This is a genomic window from Erwinia mallotivora (assembly GCF_000590885.1).
Taxonomy (GTDB): domain Bacteria; phylum Pseudomonadota; class Gammaproteobacteria; order Enterobacterales; family Enterobacteriaceae; genus Erwinia; species Erwinia mallotivora.
In genome coordinates this window covers 84,128-103,162 of record NZ_JFHN01000018.1, presented here as the reverse complement: position 1 = coordinate 103,162, position 19,035 = coordinate 84,128, and the positions used below count along the sequence as shown (strand labels likewise).

The window sequence follows — 19,035 nt, the reverse complement described above, 5'->3', positions numbered from 1 at the left end:
GGCGGCAGAAACGTTGTACCGACCCTGCTCTGCACAGGCTGTTTACTTTTTATCTCTGATTCTAAGGATATTGTTATGCTCAACGTCAGTGAATATTTCGACGGAAAAGTGAAATCAATTGGTTTCGACAGTGCCAGTACCGGGCGCGCCAGCGTTGGGGTTATGGCCGAGGGGGAGTACACATTTGGCACCGGTCAGCCGGAAGAGATGACCGTGGTCAGCGGCTCGTTGAAAGTGTTGTTACCGGGCGAGACAGAGTGGAAACATTACGCGCCAGGCGAGGTATTTAACGTGCCGGGCCACAGCGAATTTCATCTTCAGGTGGCTGAGCCATCAGCTTATCTGTGCCGTTACCTGAAAGACTAGCCTGATATCAGGCCGGGTGACCGGCCTGCCAGTGTCGTCAGCGCTGCGCTTCTCCGCCCAGTGCTTCCACGGTATTCGCGATCAGTGCAGCCAGTTCACTGGTCATCAGAATAAAGTCGGCGTCAAAGCGAGCGGCGACGTCTTCCCGGTCAATATCATCATTCTGTTCACGCAATGTGTCGGCAAATTTCAGACGCTTAAGCGATCCATCATCAGACAGCACCATCTGCACCCGTTCCTGCCAGTCCAGCGCCAGTTTAGTCACCAGCTTGCCTGCCTCAATATGATTGGCTATTTCATCACAGACCAGATCCTGTTTCTTACAGCGAATGACGCCACCGTCTTCCAGCAGCGCTTTCAGTTCGGCTTCGTCCATCAGCGCAAAACCGGCTGGCGTGTCACCTGAACGCACCCATTCGGTCATGGTCAGTTCGATGGGGCTTTCCAGCGTCAATGGGACCACCGGCAGCGACCCCAGACTTTTACGCAGCAGCGCCAGCGTATCCTCGGCTTTCTTCGCGCTGGCGCAGTCAACCATAATCAGGTTATTCGCCGTGTCGATCCACAGAAAGGTCTGGCTGAAGCGGCTGAACGCGCGGGGTAACAGGCTGTGTAACACTTCATCTTTCAGCGAATCTTTTTCGGTTTTTTTCAGCTTGCGCTGCTGCTCGGCTTCCAGCTTGCTGATTTTTGCCTCCAGCGCCTGCTTGATGACCGGCGAGGGCAGGATTTTTTCTTCTTTGCGGGCACAAATCAGGATCTGGCCGTTATTAACATGGGTCAGCGCATCACCACGTGGTCCCATCGGAGACACCCAGCCGGTCTTCGCCATGTCCTGGCTGCCGCAGGGGGTGAAGGTGAATGCTTCAAGTTGTTTTTCCATCTCGTCCACCGCCAGCGGAAGCTCGCGGTTAAGACGATATACCATCAAATTTTTGAACCACAGCATGGTGCTTTCCTTCTCCGACGCCTGAGTCATGCAAAATCAAAGTCAGCGCGCATGATAGCGAATCGGCAGCGGGGTTTCATTGCCTTTCCGCCTGCGGCCTTCTAAGGTAGCAGGCACAGAAAAAAATAATGAGGTATTACAAGTGCGTATTGGCATCGATTTAGGCGGCACCAAAACAGAAGTGATTGCGCTGGCAAACGATGGCGAGACGCTGTTCCGCCATCGTATCGCCACGCCGCGTGATGATTATCAGCAGACGCTGGAAGCCATTGTCGGACTGGTCCAGCTGGCAGAGGAGAAGACCGGTGAGCGGGGCAGCGTTGGCGTCGGTATTCCCGGTACGCTGTCGCCCGTTACCCGGCTGGTGAAGAACGCCAATTCAACCTGGCTTAACGGCCAGCCGCTGGATAAAGACCTGCACAGATTGCTGGGCAGGGAGGTGCGTATCGCCAATGATGCTAACTGCCTGGCGGTGTCGGAGGCGGTGGATGGCGCAGCGGCAGGCAAATCGGTGGTGTTTGCGGTGATAATTGGCACCGGCTGCGGTGCGGGAGTGGCGCTCAACGGCCAGTCTCATGCCGGAGGAAACGGCAATGCAGGGGAGTGGGGCCACAACGCCTTACCCTGGATGGACGAAGATGAACTGCGCTATCGCGAGGAAGTTCCCTGCTATTGCGGTAAGTCTGGCTGCACTGAAACCTTTATTTCCGGCACCGGTTTTGCCACCGACTATCGTCGGCTGAGTGGGGTTAGCCTGTCAGGCGCAGAGATTGTTCAACGGATGCAGCAGCAGGATCCGCTGGCCGAACTGGCGATGAGCCGCTATGAACTGCGGCTGGCGAAATCGCTGGCGCAGATTGTCAATATACTCGACCCTGAAGTGATTGTGCTGGGAGGCGGCATGAGCAATGTGGAAAGGCTTTACCACACCGTGCCGACGCTGATGAACAAATGGGTATTTGGCGGCGAATGCCAGACGCCGCTGCGCAGGGCGGTGCATGGTGATTCCAGTGGCGTGCGCGGGGCAGCCTGGCTGTGGCCTCAGTAAGGCCGCCCCGCATCGTTTTAGTCGTTACCCCACAGCATGGCATCGCGTGGCGCGCTGTCGCGCTGGTTTTTGGTCATCAGAAAGTAGATGTAACCGACGGCCATAAAGGCGACAAACAGCCCGCCAATCACCGGGTTAAACCACAGCATGGCAATCAGGCAAATGAAGGCCAGCACCAGCGCAATGCCCGGTACAATCGGGTAGCCTGGTGCAAGGAAGGTGCGCTCCAGCTCAGGCGCGGTGCGACGCAGGCGAAACAGGCTGAGCATACTCATCAGATACATGACAATGGCGCCGAACACCGCCATGGTAATCATCGCGGCCGTCAGCGTCATACCCTGAAGGTTTATCCAGCTGTCACTGAAAATAGCCGCAATGCCAATCAGCCCACCGGCAATGATCGCCCGGTGTGGCGTCTGGAAACGGGACAGTTTTGCCAGCCCCGCAGGCAGGTAACCGGCGCGGGACAGGGCAAAAAACTGGCGCGAATAGCCAAGAATAATGCCGTGAAAGCTGGCAATCAGGCCGAACAGGCCAATCCACACCAGCATGTGCATCCAGTTAGAGTGCTCACCGACGATCATTTTCATCGCCTGCGGCAGTGGGTCGTTAATATCCGACAGTTTGCGCCAGTCGCCTGCGCCACCGGCCATCAGCATGACGCCAATCGCCAGTACCACCAGCGTCAGAATGCCACTGATATAGGCTTTGGGAATGGTACGTTTGGGATCTTTTGCCTCTTCCGCCGCCATTGCTGCGCCTTCGATAGCGAGAAAGAACCAGATGGCGAAAGGGATGGCGGCGAAGATGCCGGAAACCGCAGGCAGCGAGAAGTGCTCGCTGCCTGACCAGCCGTTGGCGGCAAAATTGGCCAGGCTGAAGCCCGGTGCCACCACGCCCATAAATACCAGCAGTTCCACCACCGCCAGCACGGTGACCACCAGTTCAAACATTGCCGCCAGCTTCACGCCCAGAATATTCAGCGCCATAAAAACAATATATGCCCCGACCGCGGCATATTTAGGATTCAACTGCGGATACTGAACGTTGAGATAGGCACCAATCGCCATGGCGATAGCCGGTGGTGCAAAAACGAACTCAATCAGCGTCGCCATGCCGGCGATCAGGCCGCCGGTTTCGCCAAAGGCACGGCGGCTGTAGGCAAACGGACCACCGGCATGGGGGATGGCGGTGGTCAGTTCTGTAAAGCTGAAAATAAAGCAGGTGTACATCGTGGCGATAAGCGCGGTGGTGACCAGAAAGCCCAGCGTGCCTGCCACACCCCAGCCATAGCTCCAGCCGAAATACTCGCCGGAAATCACCAGGCCTACCGCAATACCCCACAAATGGATCGTGCCCAGGGTGGGCTTTAGCTTGCTCGTCATACCGATATCCCCGTCTTCAGTTTTATTGTCTGTCGATAATGCAACCGGTGTCGGGGGGAAACTTGACGGCGGGATAAGGATTTTTGTGCTCTGCTGTCAACTTTCTGGCAGGAAAAGTGGCCGGTCAACCTGATGTCAAAACCGGGTGTTCTGCGGTCAGGCAGGTCAGCGTCTGCAACGCCATGCTGATGGCACATCATGCGAAAACCGACGGAGCCAGACTATGACTGCCAGGCAATATGATTCTCTCGATAACGCCGCCCTGCTGAAACTTGCCCAGCAGGCGCTCACTCGTTACCCGTTTGCCCGTCAGGGTAAGCTCAGCCTGCTTTGCCGTTCTGAAAATGCCACTTTTTTGCTGGAAGCGGGCGGTAAACGCTATGCGCTACGTCTGCACCGCGAGAACTATCATCAGCGTGCAGACATTGAAAGTGAGCTGCACTGGCTGGATGCGTTGCGTGAAACCGGCATCGTGGTGCCGCAGGCGGTTGCCGATATGGACGGTGAAACGGTACAGAGCCTGGCGCTGGACGATGGCAGCGTGCGTCATGTGGTGCTGTTTGACTGGATCGACGGTGAGATGCCGACCACCGAGGTGGATCCCCGCGCTTTTCAGCAGCTGGGACATATCACTGCCCGCCTGCACCAGCACAGTAAGCAGTGGCAAAAACCGGCAGGGTTTCAGCGCATTATCTGGGATCACCACACGATGGTCAGCCCGCAGAGCCACTGGGGCGACTGGCGTGATGCGCCCAACCTGCGGCTGGCGGACAGGCCGGTAGTGGAAGAGGTGATCGCCCGTGTTGACGGAGAACTGCAACAGTTTGGCAAAGATGCTTCCCGCTACGGGTTGATCCACGCCGATCTGCGTCTGACCAATCTGCTGTTGCATAAAGGTGAGACGCGGGTGATCGACTTTGACGACTGCGGAATGGGCTGGTATTTGCACGATCTTGCAGCAGCGATCAGTTTTGTGGAGCACCATCCTCGTGCAGCCGACTGGGTGGATAACTGGATCAAAGGCTATGAACAGGTGGCGCATATCAGCGACGCAGAGATGGCGCTGGTGCCAACGCTACTGATCCAGCGTCGTATTCAGCTGCTGGCGTGGGTCGGCTCCCACGCGCAAACCGAGATGGCCATCAGCCTGGGACCGCAGTGGGCCGACCACTCGGTGCGCCTGTGTCGCCGTTATCTGGAGAGTGCTGAACTGCCGGTCGGTGCCTGACCTGGTATGAAAATTGCTCCTGCTATGGGATATCTCTGTAGTGGGGGCGAAGAAGATGATGGAAACCGGTGTAATCAAACGGCCTGAGATGGCAACGGCGCTGAACGCCAGTTTTGCCTGCAATCGTGGCGTACTGGCCGCCGCCGCCAGCGGACTGAGTGAATTTATCAGTGATAAAGGCGGCGATGTTGACCGCATTTTTGGCGTCAGCGGCATCGATCCGGAGCAGCTTGCCAGTCCGACGCTGAGCCTGGGGCTGGTCAACTACTGCCGCGTAATGGAAGAAGCGGCGCGTCATTCAGGTTTTGATAACTTCGGTTTGCACTACGGCAGGCAGTTTAAACCACAGTCATTAGGTCTGATTGGCTATGTCGGCCTCTGTTCCGCCACGCTGGAGCAGGCCCTGCACAATGTGGTCAATGCCTTTCCCTGGCATCAGCACGATACACTGACCCGGCTGGTGGATAAAGGCGACTGCTGGCGGCTGGATTATCAGGTGCGCCACGGTGCGATTCTCTGCCGCCGTCAGGATGCGGAACTGACGCTGGGCATGTTTATGAATCTTGTCCGTCACGTGGCCGGAAAAAACTGGGCGCCGCGTGAGGTGCATTTTGAACATCCCCGTCCGGCTCAGTGGCACGAGCACTGTAAAGTATTTGATGCGCCGGTTTATTTTGACCAGCCCTTTAATTCGATGTTGATCGCCAAACGCGATCTGGCGCGAACCATGCCGGACAGCGATCCGATGCTGCTGATGGTGATGCAGGATGCCATTCGCCGTCTGAACAGCGCCGCGCCGCAGCAAAATATCGTCGATCAGGCCCGCGCTCAGGTTCATCTGCTGTTGTTAAAAGGGGAACCGGTGCTGGAAGAGGTGGCAGACAAGATGGGTCTGTCCAGCTGGTCTTTGCAGCGTCGCCTGCGTGATGAGGGCCTTAGTTTTACCGCGCTGGTGGACAAGGTTCGCTGTGAAATGGCCACCCACTATCTGCAACAGAAACAGATCCCCATCTCAGAAATGGCGCTGCTGTTAGGGTATTCCGAAGTCAGCGCTTTCTCCCGCGCCTTCCGGCGCTGGTTTGGTATCAGTCCGCGCCAGTGGCGGCAGGATGAGATGGCGGGCCAGCGCCTCAGCGCGGGGTAAAATCAATCACCATTTGCGGCGGAAAGCCCGCAGGCGGCGGAGGCAGGTTTTCTGCGCTGCCGATCACGCTCCAGCTTTTAAGGCAGAGAATTTCATCGCCCTGCGTGCTGAGCACGGCATAACGCCCGTTATGCCAGCCAACCGTAACCGCACAGCGGCGGCCTTTATAACGTTCTGCATCATAAAAATTGTGCTGAAAACCATACTGCATTTGTGTGTAGTACAGACACTGCTGATGCGTCAGTCCGTCCTGCTTTTTGCTGCACTGCCGTTCGGCCACGGTCTGCATCTGCTGGCGGGTGGGCGGTGGCTGTTTCTCACGGCCTGCCTGCGTTGCCGACTGGCATCCCGCCAGCAGCAGCATCCCCGGCAGCAGACAGCCTGCGATGATTTTTTTTCCTGACGCCATTATTTCCCCCGAAGTGATAAAAACGGACAGCCTGTGATGATAGCGCAATGGGTTGATGCTGCCTTACTCCAATGCTCTGTAAAGGTGCCTGCTGAAAATCCGCATCGCCAGACTTGACGAGCTGCCGGTAAAAGAGGTGAGGTAAGGATCCCATTTCACTTAACGCAGGATGCATTAATTATGGTTAAGAAAATTCTGATGCTGGTTGGCGATTACGCCGAAGATTATGAAGTGATGGTGCCTTTCCAGGCGCTGCAAATGCTGGGACATCAGGTGGATGCCGTCTGCCCTGACAAAGTTAAAGGTGACTTTATTCAGACCGCGATACACGATTTCGATGGCGCGCAAACCTACAGTGAAAAGCCCGGACACCGTTTTGTGCTCAACGCTGATTTCGCCGCCGCGCGCGTTGAAGATTATGATGCGTTGCTGGTTCCGGGAGGTCGTGCGCCGGAATACCTTCGGCTGAATGAGCAGGTGATTAAACGGGTGCAGGATTTTGATGCGGCGGGTAAACCCATTGCGGCGGTGTGCCACGGTCCACAACTGCTGGCGGCAGCAGGGATATTGCGGGATCGCACCTGTAGCGCTTACCCGGCCTGCGCCCCCGAAATCCGTCTCAGCGGCGGCCATTTTGCAGAGATCGGCATCGATCAGGCGCACGTCGATGGCAATCTGGTGACCGCCCCGGCCTGGCCTGCGCATCCGCAATGGCTGGCAAAATTTAATGCGCTGCTGATGAAGTAATTCATTGCTGACGGCATCACACTCTGTCACGGCCTTGCGAGGCCGTTTCAGGGTTTTGGTAACGCGTCCGGCAACCGGGCGCACGCAGGTCCGGCCTGATACCGTTATCGCCAGCGGGGGGGCGGCCCCCGATTACCCGGTGCGGCGGGGGCCATATTCTCAGCGTGGGGGGCTGAAGGCTGACAGTCTGCGCTGACGCTGCCTGCTCAGGCCATCGGTGTTTCCAGCTTGCTGTAACCCAGTCCGTTGATTTTTTTTACCTTAATCTGCACCGGAATACGTTCTTTCATCGCTTCGACGTGGCTGATCACCCCGATGGTTTTTCCACTGGCGTTCAGTGCGTCCAGCGCATCCAGCGCGCTGTCGAGGGTTTCAGCGTCAAGCGTGCCAAAACCTTCGTCGAGAAACAGCGATTCGATGCGGGTCTTATGGCTGACCAGATCGGAAAGCGCCAGCGCCAGCGCCAGGCTCACCAGGAAGCTCTCGCCGCCCGACAGCGTGCGGGTGTCGCGCAGCGTATCTGCCTGCCAGGTATCCATCACCTGCAACTCCAGCACCTCCTCTGATTTGCGCTGGAGCAGATAGCGGCCGTGCAGGCGGTGCAGCTGGTTATTAGCCAGCCACACCAGATTATCCAGCGTCAGCCCCTGAGCAAATTTGCGGAACTTATCGCCTTCTTTCGAGCCGATCAACGCATTGAGATAGCTCCAGTCCTCCACCTGTTGCTCCCCTGCGGCAATCTGCGTCAGCAGGGCCTGCTGCTGTTCACGCAGCTGGGCGTCGCTTTGCAGCTGCTGACGAATTTCTCCCTGCTGGCGGGCATTCTCCCGCAGTTGTTCCGCCAGCGTCCTGACCGTTTCATTCAGGGTTTCCGCACTCTCCGGCATCTCTTCCGGCCGCTGTTGCTGCTGTGCACTGAGGGTTTTCTGCGCCTGCTCCAGCAGCGTGGCGGCCTGCTGACGGCGGCTGTCGTGCTGCTTCTGTAGCGTTTTTAACTGGCTGGCCTGCGCGTCATCCAGCAGGGCGGAGACAAACCCGGCTTCATCGGTAAAATCACTGGCGGCAAGCGCATGGCTGAAGGTCTGCCGCGTCTCTTCCAGCCGCAGCGTCAGCGCCGCTGACTGTTCGGACAGTGAGTTAAGCTCACCGGCCAGCGTACTCAGCCGATCCTGCTGCTGTTGCCACTGCTGTTGCAGCGCGTCACTCGCCTCTGCGTACTGTTGCGACAGCCCGCGCAGCTGCTGCTGTACGCGGGAGGTGCTCTGCTCGCCAAACAGTGCCTGCCGTTGTTGGCGCTGTTCACTGAGCGCGCGTTGCTCAGCGGCGAGGCGCTTCTCCAGGCCCGCAAGACGTTGCTGCTGGTCAGCGATATGAGCAGTCAGCGCCTGCTGCTGAGAATCAAGCGCGGTCAGTTGGTTAGTCAGGTCAGTCAGTGCCCGCTCCGCCTGCTGCCACTGTTGCCACTCGGCCTGGCGGCGGGTAAGCCAGCTGGCGTGCTCTTCCGCTTCCGGTAACGTCAGCGCGTGTTCGGTAAGGGTGCTTTGTAAATGGTGGCGCTGTTGTTGCACCGCCTCTGTGTGCTCTGTCAGCTGTCGCTGCATATCGTCCAGCCCCTGACTGAGCGCCAGTCGCTGCTGCTCCGCCAGCTGCTGCTGCTGTTGAAGGTCGTTCAGCTCATGCTGGCGCTGATTGAGCCGATCTTTCTGCTGCTGAAGCTGGCGGGCGCTCTGTTGCCATTGCAGTAACCCGGCCTGCGCCTGGTTTTCCTGCTGTTCCTGGGCCGCCAGCCAGTCAACCACCTGTTGCTGGTCTTCCGGCGCGAAAGCCAGCGCCAGCGCGGTTATCGCGCTCTGCCACTGTTCGCGCAGAGCCGTTGCCTGCCGACTGCTTTCGCTCTCCTCCTGCTGCAACTTTTCCCGCTGGTTTTGCAGATTCTTCAGCTGTTCACGCTTAGCGGTCCCCTGATCTTTCAGTTTGTCCACCTCTGCTCTTAGTTGCAGCAGGCGCTGCGCGGTTTCTGAGGGTGTGACTGACTGATATTCGCTGACGGCCGGATGCTGGCTGGATCCACACAGAGGGCAGGGCTGGCCCGGTTCCAGCAGGGCACGATGCTGTTCAAGATCGGCAATGCGCTGCTCCAGCTGGAGGCGTTTTTCCACATCCTGCTGATGCTGGTATTTCTCTTTCCAGTCGCTGCGCAGCTTAATTAACTGCTGCTCCGCCTGCTGGATTTGCTGCCCGATCTCCTGCTGGCTGGTAAGTACCCGCTGACTGAGTTGCATAAGCTGTTGCCACTGGGGCAGCAGCAGCGCCAGCGCCTGCCGCAGTGGTCGCTGCTGGCTGAAGTGGCTGACCCGGGCCTGCAATTGTTCTTCGGTCTGCTGCTGCTCTGAGGCCTGAAGATGTTTTTCAGCTTCGGCGTACTGCTGCTGTGCCTGTTCCAGCGCCTGCTTTTTCGGCAGGGCCTGCTGTTCAAGATCGCGCTCCTGCTGCTGTCGCTGCGCGAGGCGTTGCTGCTGCTCGCTGAGCTGATGCTGATGCCGGTTCAGAACGGCTTCGCTCTGTTGCAGCTGCTCAAAACGCGCGGCCCACAGCGGCAAAGCCTCTCCCCAGTGGGCGAAAGACGCATGTTGCTGCTGCCACTGCTGCTGTTGCAGCTGCTGTGCCCGTTTCTCCTGCTGCACCTGCTGATTGTGTTGGGATTTTTTCTGTTGCTCTGTGAGCGAATGCTGGTACTCACTCACTTCTTTCGCCAGCATTCCGCTTTGCTGCTCCAGCGCGCTGATGCGGTTATCCAGCGGCAGTACACGCTCGGCGATTAGCGTCTCCTGTTGCTGACGCAGGTGCTCATGCTGGCTGCGTGTTTCGTTCGCGGTTTTCAGCTGCGAGGCCAGGACATCCAGTGACTGCTGCTGTTCCTGCTGTTGCCGGGTGAGGCGCTGCTGCTGCTGCTGTAACGCCAGCCAGTCCTGCTGCTGCTGTTGCAGTTGCTGCCAGAGTGGCCGGAGCTTTTCGGCGGGTTCGGCGCGTTTCAGCTTATCCAGCTGCGGTTGATCCTGTTGCCAGGCGTTTTCCGCCTGGCGGGAAGCCTGCTCTGCCGCCGTTACGGCCTGGTGGGCGAGTTGCCACTGCTGCTGCCACTGCAACAGTTGCTGCTGGCGCTGATGTTGAGAAGTGAGTACCTGCTCTTCGGAAAGTCGTTGTGTCAGCTGGTCGCTCAGTATCTGCTGCTGTTGGTTGTCCAGCAGGGCCATGCCACCTGCGCGAGCGCGCAGGGTTTCCAGCGCCTGGCGGGCGTTTTTATGTCGTTCGAACACGCTGGCGGACAGGCGACCATAGATTTCTGTTCCGGTCAGCTCCTCCAGCAGTTCGGCGCGGCTGTTGGCATCGGCGTTGAGGAAGGCGGCAAACTGTCCCTGTGACAGCATCATCGATTTGGTGAAGCGTCCGAAATCCAGGCCGGTCAGCGCGGTCAGCATCTCCAGCTTGTCTTTCACTTTGTCGGCAACGATCTGATTATCGGCACAGCGCGCCAGCTCAACGCGCGGTGCCTGAAGATTACCGTCAGGCGCGCCCCGCGCCCGACTCTGGCTCCAGAATGCCCGCCAGGCGACGCCTTTTACTTCAAACTCCACTTCCGCCAGACACTCTGCCGTGTCGCGGGTCATCAGGTCATTCTGGCTCTGCGACAGTTTTCCCAGCCGTGAGGTTTCGTGATACAGCGCCAGGCAAATAGCGTCCAGCAGGGTGGTTTTTCCCGCTCCGGTCGGGCCGGTGATGGCAAACAGGCCATTGCTGGCAAAGGGTTCAGCGGTGAAATCCACTTTCCATTCGCCTTTCAGCGAGTTGAGATTTTTAAAGCGCAGCGTCAGGATTTTCATGGCTGTTCCTCGTCATCAATTTCTGCCAGCGTCTGCTGAAACAGCGCGGTGACGCGGGCCAGCTTGTCCGCTCCGGCCTCCTCTTCACTTGCCAGGCGACGACTGAACACCTCCTCTACGCTGAGCTCACTCAGGGTTTCGTTGTGCTGACGCGCAATGGTCTGCTCACGCTGTTCACGACTGCGACGCAGTAACACCACCTCGACCGGCAGATCCTGCGTCATCTCCTGAATCCGCCGCTGCAAATCGTTCAGCCAGCTGCGGGTGACCACTTCGATATCCAGCCAGATGGTTTTCCCCGCCGGCGGCGGCTGAAGGGCGGCCAGCTGCTGGGCAATTTCCTCCAGCGACCCTTTAATCATCTGCATTGGCTGGAACGGCGGAATGGTCAGCGGCTCGACCTGGCTCAGCTTGCCTTCTGCGAACGCCACCAGGAAAACGCTTTTCTCTTTGCCCAGCTCGTCAAAACTGAGCGGAATGGGCGAGCCGCTGTAACGAATATGCTCCGTACCGGCAATGCGCTGAGCACGATGAATATGCCCCAGCGCAATATAGTCAGCGGGGGGAAAGGCCTGCGCGGGGAAAGCGTCCAGCGTGCCGATGTAGATATCACGTACGGCGTCACTTTTGGTCACGCCGACGGTGGTCAGGTGGCCGGTGGCGATGATCGGCAGCGCCAGCCCCAGCGCCTGGCGTTGTTGCTGCGCGGCCTGCCAGCATTGCTGGTAATGATGGGTAATGGCCTCCAGCAGGGATTGTTGCTTCTGATGACCGGACTGGCCAGCCTGGCTGGTGGTGATGTCACGCGGACGTAAAAAAGGGATAGCACAGAGCAGCGCGCCCGGCTGGCCGTTGCGGTCGGTCAGCAGCAACACCTGATCGTCGGGATGTTCCGCAGCCGCGGCAATCACCCGCGTATTCAGACAGCTCAGCAGCTCGCGGGATTCATTAAGCACCGCCACCGAATCGTGATTCCCGCCAAGGATCACCAGCTGGCATCCGCTGGCTTGCAGGCTGACGATAAAGCGATTGAACAGTTCGCGGGCATAGCTGGGTGGCGACCCGGTATCAAAAATATCCCCGGCGACAATAATCGCTGCCACCTGCCGTTCTGCCACCTGCAACAGCAACCAGTCAAGAAAGGCCTGATGTTCGGCAGCCCGGCTTTTGGTGTAGAAAAACTGGCCCAGATGCCAGTCGGCGGTATGAATGACGCGCATGGTATCCCTTCTGTGCATAAGCAGAGCTGACGATTATAAACAGAGCTGGCAAAAACCCCAGCGGCAAAGGCATACCTGGCGTAAACAGGATGTCGAAAAGCGCGGACTGATGGGTGCTTTTTTCATAAAACTGTCATAAAACTGACGCATAATGACGCCGCAAATCCCGTGACATCCGGTCACAGCAGCAGGAGCAATAATGGCTAAGCGCATTCTGGTGGTAGAAGATGAAGCCCCAATCCGTGAGATGTTGTGTTTTGTGCTGGAGCAAAATGACTATCAACCGGTCGAAGCGGAAGATTATGACAGTGCGGTCAGTCAGCTGATTGAACCCTGGCCTGATTTGATCTTGCTGGACTGGATGCTGCCGGGGGGCTCAGGTATTCAGTTTATTAAACACCTGAAGCGCGAAGCGATGACCCGTGATATTCCGGTGATGATGCTGACGGCCCGTGGTGAAGAAGAGGACCGCGTGCGGGGGCTGGAAGTGGGCGCGGATGACTATATCACCAAGCCGTTCTCACCGAAGGAACTGATTGCCCGCATTAAAGCGGTGATGCGCCGTATTTCACCGATGGCGGTGGAAGAGGTGATTGAAATACAGGGACTGAGCCTCGATCCCTCCTCACACCGGGTGATGTCAGAAACGCAGCCGCTGGAGATGGGGCCAACCGAGTATAAGCTGCTGCACTTTTTTATGACCCATCCGGAGCGGGTGTACAGCCGTGAACAGTTGCTTAATCACGTCTGGGGCACTAACGTGTACGTCGAAGATCGCACCGTTGATGTGCATATTCGTCGCTTACGCAAAGCGCTTGAGGTCAGCGGGCACGATCGTATGGTACAAACGGTTCGCGGGACAGGTTACCGTTTCTCAGCACGTTACTGATCGTTTGCACTGGAGTCTTCATCTTGCTGGAACGCCTCTCCTGGAAGAAATTACTGCTGGAGCTGCTGCTCGTCTGCCTGCCCGCGCTGATTATCGGCTGGCTGACGGGTTACCTTGCCTGGCTGCTGCCGGTTGCCCTGCTGGCGCTGCTGGGCTGGCACTATTTTAATCTGCTGCGCTTATCGCACTGGCTGTGGGTTGACCGCAGCATGACTCCCCCGGCCGGACGTGGCAGCTGGGAACCTCTCTTTTATGGCCTGTATCAGATACAGGTGCGCAACCGTCGGCGGCGGCGTGAACTGGGTAATCTGATCAGACGCTTTCGCAGTGGCGCGGAGTCGCTACCGGATGCGCTGGTACTGACCACCGAGGAAGGCATCATCTTCTGGTGCAACGGCCTGGCACAGCAGCTGCTTGGGCTGCGCTGGCCGGAAGACAATGGCCAGAATATCCTCAATCTGCTGCGTTATCCTGAGTTTGCCCGCTACCTTCGCCAGCGGGATTTTTCGCGCCCGCTGACGCTGGTGCTGAACAACCAGCGGCACCTGGAATTTCGGGTGATGCCCTACAGCGAAGGGCAGTGGCTGCTGGTGTCGCGCGATATGACGCAGATGCATCAGTTGGAAGGTTCCCGCCGCAACTTCTTTGCCAACGTCAGCCATGAGCTACGCACGCCGCTGACGGTGTTACAGGGCTACCTCGAGATGATGACCGGCGACGGCATGGCCGGGCCGCTGCGCGATAAGGCGGTCCATACCATGCAGGAGCAGACGCGTCGTATGGACGGCCTGGTAAAACAACTGCTGACGCTTTCCCGCATTGAGGCCGCGCCTGCGTTGGATCTCCGCCAGCAGGTTGATGTCCCGGCGATGCTGCAACTGTTGCAGCGCGAAGCGGAGACGCTCAGTCAGGGACGTCATGAGATACATTTCCAAACCGATGCGCATCTGCGGGTGTTGGGTAACGAAGAGCAGTTGCAGAGCGCTATCTCCAATCTGGTGTATAACGCGGTCAACCATACGCCGGAAGGGACGCGGCTGGAGATTGCCTGGTTGAAAACAGCGCAGGGTGCTCTGTTTCGCGTCTGCGATAACGGCCCCGGCATCGCCCCTGAACATATCCCGCGCCTGACCGAGCGCTTCTATCGCGTTGACAAGGCCCGCTCACGGCAGACCGGCGGCAGTGGCCTGGGACTGGCTATCGTCAAACACGCGCTCTCGCATCACCACACCCGGCTGAAGATTGTCAGCCAGCCGGGAAAAGAGACCTGCTTCAGTTTCCTGCTGCCGCCGGGAATGATTGTCAGCCCGCATCCGGCAGAGTGAGAAGCCACTATTCAAGTGGGCTTCTCACCCGGAGAGTGAAAAATTTTCATCTGTGATGAAATTTCCTCGTTTGCCGCTAAACGTGCGGCGTGACATTCTTTTTAGCCATGTGGACATCCGGAAGTCCTGAAGTAACTCAGCGAAACTATTTTAACCATGATGCGTGGTATGCGCAGGCCAGGAGTGAGCAGAATGCAGAGAGATTCAGCCAGATATCGTGCCGAAGTGGTCGGCAGTTTCCTTCGTCCGCCAGCGATAAAGCAGGCTCGCGAGCAGTTCCAGCGGGGGGAAATTGATGCGGTGGCCCTGCGGCGTATCGAAGATGAAGCGATCCGCGAGGTGGTGACGCAGCAGCGCGCCTGTGGGCTCAACGTGGTGACCGATGGCGAATTCCGTCGGGCGTGGTGGCACTTTGATTTCTTTGATGGCCTGGAAGGCGTGGAGCCTTACGAAGCGGAGCAGGGTATCCAGTTTAACGGTATCCAGACGAAAGCGCGCGGCGTGAAGGTGACCGGCAGGCTGGGTTTTGGCGATCATCCGATGCTGGAAGATTTTCGTTACCTGCAAAGTATCAGCGGTAATGCCATCGCCAAAATGACCATCCCCAGCCCCAGCGTGCTGCATTTCCGTGGTGGCCGTAAGATGATTGACGCCACGGTTTATCCTGATTTGCAGGACTATTTCCATGACCTGGCGCTGACGTATCGTGCTGCAATCCAGGCCTTTTACGCGGCCGGCTGCCGCTATCTGCAACTGGATGACACCGTCTGGGCTTATCTGTGCTCTGAAGATCAGCAGCGTCAGATCCGCGAACGCGGGGACGACCCGCAGCAGCTGGCGACCACCTATGCACAGGTGCTGAATAAGGCGCTGGAAGGTAAACCAGACGATATGACCATCGGGCTGCACGTATGCCGGGGAAATTTTCGCTCCACCTGGATTTCTGAAGGCGGCTACGAGCCGGTGGCCGACATTCTGTTTGGCAGCGTCAATGTCGATGCATTCTTCCTTGAGTATGACAATGAACGTTCCGGCGGTTTTGAGCCGCTGCGCTTTATCAAACCCGGCAGCCAGCAGGTGGTGCTGGGGCTGATCACCACCAAAAATGGCGAGCTGGAAGATCCTGAAAGCGTCAAAAAGCGTATTGCTGAAGCAACGAAATACGTGAGCCTCGAGCAGATTTGCCTCAGCCCGCAGTGTGGCTTTGCCTCCACCGAAGAGGGCAACAGCCTCACTGAGCAACAGCAGTGGGCCAAGCTGCGTCTGGTGACCGATATTGCCAGCGAAGTCTGGTGATGCGTTTTGCGTGAATTACGGTAAAAAGCGTGCGAAAGCGCGCTTTTTGTGCAGCTAATCCTCTTTTTTTGCATAAATTGCACTCCCCCTGCGCAGAAAAAATACACATCATCTAAGGGTTCTGGCTTATAAACTGAACGGATGAACTGGCTGGACGTTTTTTTACGCTATATCATTCTGCTTTCCCGATCCCACCTTGCCTTTCTCCGCTATAAACGGTTTACTTAGCGCCGTTTTTCCGTTTTCCCCCTGAAAAAAGATCATAATCAGCGCAAATCCGCTGGTAAGTGGCACTGGACCAGAACATCAGGCTGTGGCGGTTGGCCGGGCCGGGATTTTTAGTGCGGGCAGGGGGGACGCTGACATGACGTTTTCACTAACACCAGTAACAGGTTAATCCGCTGCTTATGAGTAATCGTTTAACTTTCAAAGACATCGTCGCACTGGGCTTTATGACCTTCGCCCTGTTCGTCGGTGCCGGTAACATTATTTTCCCGCCGATGGTGGGTATCCAGTCTGGTGAGCACGTGTGGGTTGCGGCGGCCGGCTTTCTGATTACCGCAGTGGGGCTGCCGGTGATCACCGTGATTGCCCTGGCCCGCGTGGGTGGGGGAATTGACGCGCTCAGCTCGCCCATCGGTAAGACCGCAGGAATTGTGCTGGCAACCGTCTGCTACCTGGCCGTTGGGCCACTGTTTGCCACACCGCGTACGGCCACGGTCTCCTTTGAAGTCGGTATTGCCCCACTGACCGGCGACAGCGCACTGCCGCTGTTGATCTACAGCCTTATCTATTTTGTGCTGGTTATTGGCATCTCGCTTTACCCCGGCAAGTTGCTGGATACCGTCGGTCATTTCCTTGCGCCGCTGAAAATTGTGGCGCTGGCGGTGCTGGGTATTGCCGCGCTGCTGTGGCCTGCTGGTGGCCTGGCCCCGGCGACAGAAGAGTATCAACATGCCGCATTCTCCAGCGGGTTCGTCAATGGTTATCTGACCATGGACACCCTGGGCGCACTGGTGTTTGGTATCGTTATCGTCAATACCGCTCGCTCACGCGGTGTTAGTGAATCGTCACTGCTGACCCGTTACACCATTATTGCCGGGCTGATTGCCGGTATTGGCCTGACGCTGGTTTACCTGACCCTGTTCAGACTGGGTTCGGGCAGTGCCTCAATTGTCAGTCAGAGCGCTAACGGCGCGGCGATCCTTCATGCTTATGTGCAACAGACCTTCGGCAGTATGGGCAGCCTGTTCCTCGCCGCGCTGATTTTTGTCGCCTGTATGGTCACGGCGGTTGGCCTGACCTGCGCCTGTGCGGAGTTCTTCGAGCAGTATCTGCCGCTGAGCTATCGCCAGCTGGTCTTTATCCTTGGGCTGTTTTCCATGCTGGTTTCTAACCTGGGGCTGAGCCATCTGATTCAGATTTCGATTCCGGTGCTGACGGCCATTTATCCCCCGTGCATTGTGCTGGTGTTACTGAGCTTTACGCTGGGCTGGTGGAAAAAGAGCAGCCGCATCATTGCATCGACGATGCTGGTCAGCCTGCTGTTCGGCATGGTAGATGCGGTTAAAACCACCAGCTTTGCCGCGCTGCTGCCCGGTTTTGCCACCCATCTGCCGCTGGCGGATCAGGGACTGGCGTGGCTGCCGCCGTCACTGGCGATGCTGCTTCTGGTCGCGATTTACGATCGTGTGGTGGGGCGTCAGCAGGTTAATGCCCATCAGCAATAAAGAGTGTGATACCTTCTCCTGCCCATCCGGCAGGAGAAGCTGACATTGTGAAGACAGAAAATGACTAAAAATACGCTCAAAAAAGGACTGAGTACCCGCCACATCCGCTTTATGGCGCTGGGTTCAGCGATTGGCACCGGACTGTTTTATGGCTCGGCTGATGCGATGAAGATGGCCGGTCCGAGTGTGATCCTCGCTTATATCATCGGCGGTGCCATTGCCTACATCATTATGCGGGCGCTGGGCGAAATGTCGGTCAATAATCCGCAGGCCAGTTCGTTCTCACGTTATGCCCAGGATTACCTGGGTCCGCTGGCAGGCTATATCACCGGATGGACCTACTGTTTTGAGATTCTGATTGTCGCCATTGCTGATGTGACGGCCTTTGGCATCTATATGGGCGTCTGGTTTCCGGATGTCCCGCACTGGGTCTGGGTACTGAGCGTGGTGCTGATCATTGGTGCGATAAATATGGCGACGGTGAAAGTGTTTGGTGAAGTGGAGTTCTGGCTGTCACTGTTTAAGGTCGCCACCATCATCATCATGATTGTCGCCGGTATCGGCATCATTCTCTGGGGAATCGGTAACGGGGGACAGCCAACCGGCATCAGTAATCTGTGGAGCAACGGCGGCTTCTTCGCCCACGGCGTGATCGGGATGGTGCTGTCGTTGCAGATTGTGATGTTTGCCTACGGCGGCATCGAAATTATTGGTATCACCGCCGGTGAGGCAAAAGATCCCGAAGTCTCTATTCCCCGTGCCATTAATACCGTTCCTCTGCGTATTCTGGTGTTTTACGTGGGTACGCTGTTTGTCATCATGTCGATTTATCCATGGAATCAGGTTGGCACCCAGGGCAGCCCGTTTGTGCTGACCTTCCAGCATATGGGTATCGCAGCGGCGGCGGCGGTGCTGAATTTCGTGGTGATCACTGCCTCACTATCGGCCATCAACAGCGATGTGTTTGGCGTAGGACGTATGCTGCACGGGATGGCTGAGCAGGGCCATGCGCCAAAAGCCTTCGCCGCCGTTTCGCGACGGGGTATTCCTTGGGTCACCACGGTGGTGATGATGATTGCCATGCTGGTGGCGGTGTATCTGAACTACCTGATGCCGGAAAAGGTGTTTCTGGTGATCGCCTCGCTGGCGACCTTTGCCACGGTCTGGGTGTGGATTATGATCCTCTTCGCCCAGATTGGTTTCCGCCGTACCCTGACTGATGAACAGAAAAGGGCGCTGAAATTCGCCATGCCTGGCGGAGCCTTCACCGCGCTGGTGGGTATCTTATTTCTGTTCTTTATTATCGGACTGATTGGCTGGTTCCCGGATACCCGCGTGTCGCTGTACGTCGGTGTTGGCTGGCTGGTGGTGTTGCTGGTCAGTTGGATGGTGGTGCGTAAAAAAATCAGAGCCTGAAA

The 19,035-nt window shown here is 57.4% G+C and carries 15 protein-coding genes; 10 read left to right on the top strand and 5 right to left on the bottom strand.

The features are described 5' to 3' along the window. Window positions 1–75: 75 nt before the first annotated feature. Complete coding sequence (ppnP, locus tag BG55_RS01675; protein ID WP_034933617.1) at window positions 76–366, top strand: pyrimidine/purine nucleoside phosphorylase; 291 nt, start codon at window positions 76–78, stop codon at window positions 364–366. Between the two features lie 37 nt (window positions 367–403). Here ppnP and rdgC read toward each other — a convergent pair whose 3' ends face one another. After that, a complete protein-coding gene (rdgC, locus tag BG55_RS01670; RefSeq protein ID WP_034933614.1) occupies window positions 404–1,315 on the bottom strand; it encodes a recombination-associated protein RdgC in 912 nt (303 codons plus the stop codon). A gap of 142 nt (window positions 1,316–1,457) precedes the next feature. Here rdgC and mak point away from each other — a divergent pair, with 142 nt between their 5' ends. After that, on the top strand, window positions 1,458–2,363 hold the full coding sequence (gene mak, locus BG55_RS01665) for a fructokinase (RefSeq protein WP_034933610.1): 906 nt from the start codon (window positions 1,458–1,460) through the stop codon (window positions 2,361–2,363). Between the two features lie 17 nt (window positions 2,364–2,380). On the opposite strand, the gene eat is transcribed toward mak, so the two are convergent. After that, the gene (gene eat, locus BG55_RS01660; protein WP_034933607.1) at window positions 2,381–3,748 is read right to left on the bottom strand and encodes an ethanolamine permease; all 1,368 of its coding nucleotides are present in this window, start codon (window positions 3,746–3,748) and stop codon (window positions 2,381–2,383) included. A 223-nt stretch (window positions 3,749–3,971) separates the two neighbouring features. Here eat and BG55_RS01655 point away from each other — a divergent pair, with 223 nt between their 5' ends. After that, window positions 3,972–4,976 carry a phosphotransferase enzyme family protein gene (locus BG55_RS01655; RefSeq protein WP_034933605.1) on the top strand — a complete coding sequence of 335 codons (1,005 nt, stop codon included), beginning with the start codon at window positions 3,972–3,974 and terminating at the stop codon, window positions 4,974–4,976. Between the two features lie 88 nt (window positions 4,977–5,064). Then, window positions 5,065–6,120, top strand: a complete 1,056-nt coding sequence (qhpR, locus tag BG55_RS01650; protein ID WP_420889601.1) for an AraC-like transcriptional regulator QhpR — start codon at window positions 5,065–5,067, stop codon at window positions 6,118–6,120. On the opposite strand, the gene BG55_RS21310 is transcribed toward qhpR, so the two are convergent. Then, window positions 6,107–6,529 (bottom strand): cell envelope integrity TolA C-terminal domain-containing protein, encoded by a 423-nt coding sequence (locus BG55_RS21310; protein ID WP_052018644.1) that lies wholly within the window; start codon window positions 6,527–6,529, stop codon window positions 6,107–6,109. The two genes, qhpR and BG55_RS21310, sit on opposite strands and share 14 nt — an antisense overlap. A gap of 180 nt (window positions 6,530–6,709) precedes the next feature. On the opposite strand from BG55_RS21310, the gene BG55_RS01640 reads away from it, so the two are divergent. Then, window positions 6,710–7,276 (top strand): DJ-1/PfpI family protein, encoded by a 567-nt coding sequence (locus BG55_RS01640; RefSeq protein WP_034933600.1) that lies wholly within the window; start codon window positions 6,710–6,712, stop codon window positions 7,274–7,276. A gap of 206 nt (window positions 7,277–7,482) precedes the next feature. On the opposite strand, the gene BG55_RS01635 is transcribed toward BG55_RS01640, so the two are convergent. Next, window positions 7,483–11,157 (bottom strand): AAA family ATPase, encoded by a 3,675-nt coding sequence (locus BG55_RS01635; RefSeq protein WP_034933597.1) that lies wholly within the window; start codon window positions 11,155–11,157, stop codon window positions 7,483–7,485. After that, on the bottom strand, window positions 11,154–12,377 hold the full coding sequence (gene sbcD, locus BG55_RS01630; protein ID WP_034933594.1) for an exonuclease subunit SbcD: 1,224 nt from the start codon (window positions 12,375–12,377) through the stop codon (window positions 11,154–11,156). Before sbcD ends, BG55_RS01635 begins: the two co-directional genes overlap by 4 nt. A gap of 199 nt (window positions 12,378–12,576) precedes the next feature. Here sbcD and phoB point away from each other — a divergent pair, with 199 nt between their 5' ends. The 5 genes from phoB (at window position 12,577) to proY (ending at window position 19,033) form a co-directional block, all read left to right on the top strand. Further along, window positions 12,577–13,266, top strand: a complete 690-nt coding sequence (gene phoB, locus BG55_RS01625) for a phosphate response regulator transcription factor PhoB (protein WP_034933591.1) — start codon at window positions 12,577–12,579, stop codon at window positions 13,264–13,266. Between the two features lie 23 nt (window positions 13,267–13,289). Further along, window positions 13,290–14,591: a phosphate regulon sensor histidine kinase PhoR gene (phoR, locus tag BG55_RS01620; protein WP_034933588.1), complete on the top strand. Its 1,302-nt coding sequence runs from the start codon at window positions 13,290–13,292 to the stop codon at window positions 14,589–14,591. A 192-nt stretch (window positions 14,592–14,783) separates the two neighbouring features. Continuing rightward, window positions 14,784–15,887, top strand: coding sequence for a cobalamin-independent methionine synthase II family protein (locus tag BG55_RS01615; protein ID WP_034933585.1), 1,104 nt, complete (start codon window positions 14,784–14,786; stop codon window positions 15,885–15,887). 407 nt (window positions 15,888–16,294) lie between these two features. Continuing rightward, on the top strand, window positions 16,295–17,617 hold the full coding sequence (gene brnQ / locus BG55_RS01610; protein WP_034933582.1) for a branched-chain amino acid transport system II carrier protein: 1,323 nt from the start codon (window positions 16,295–16,297) through the stop codon (window positions 17,615–17,617). 60 nt (window positions 17,618–17,677) lie between these two features. Further along, window positions 17,678–19,033: a proline-specific permease ProY gene (gene proY, locus BG55_RS01605; protein ID WP_034933579.1), complete on the top strand. Its 1,356-nt coding sequence runs from the start codon at window positions 17,678–17,680 to the stop codon at window positions 19,031–19,033. Window positions 19,034–19,035 lie beyond the last annotated feature (2 nt).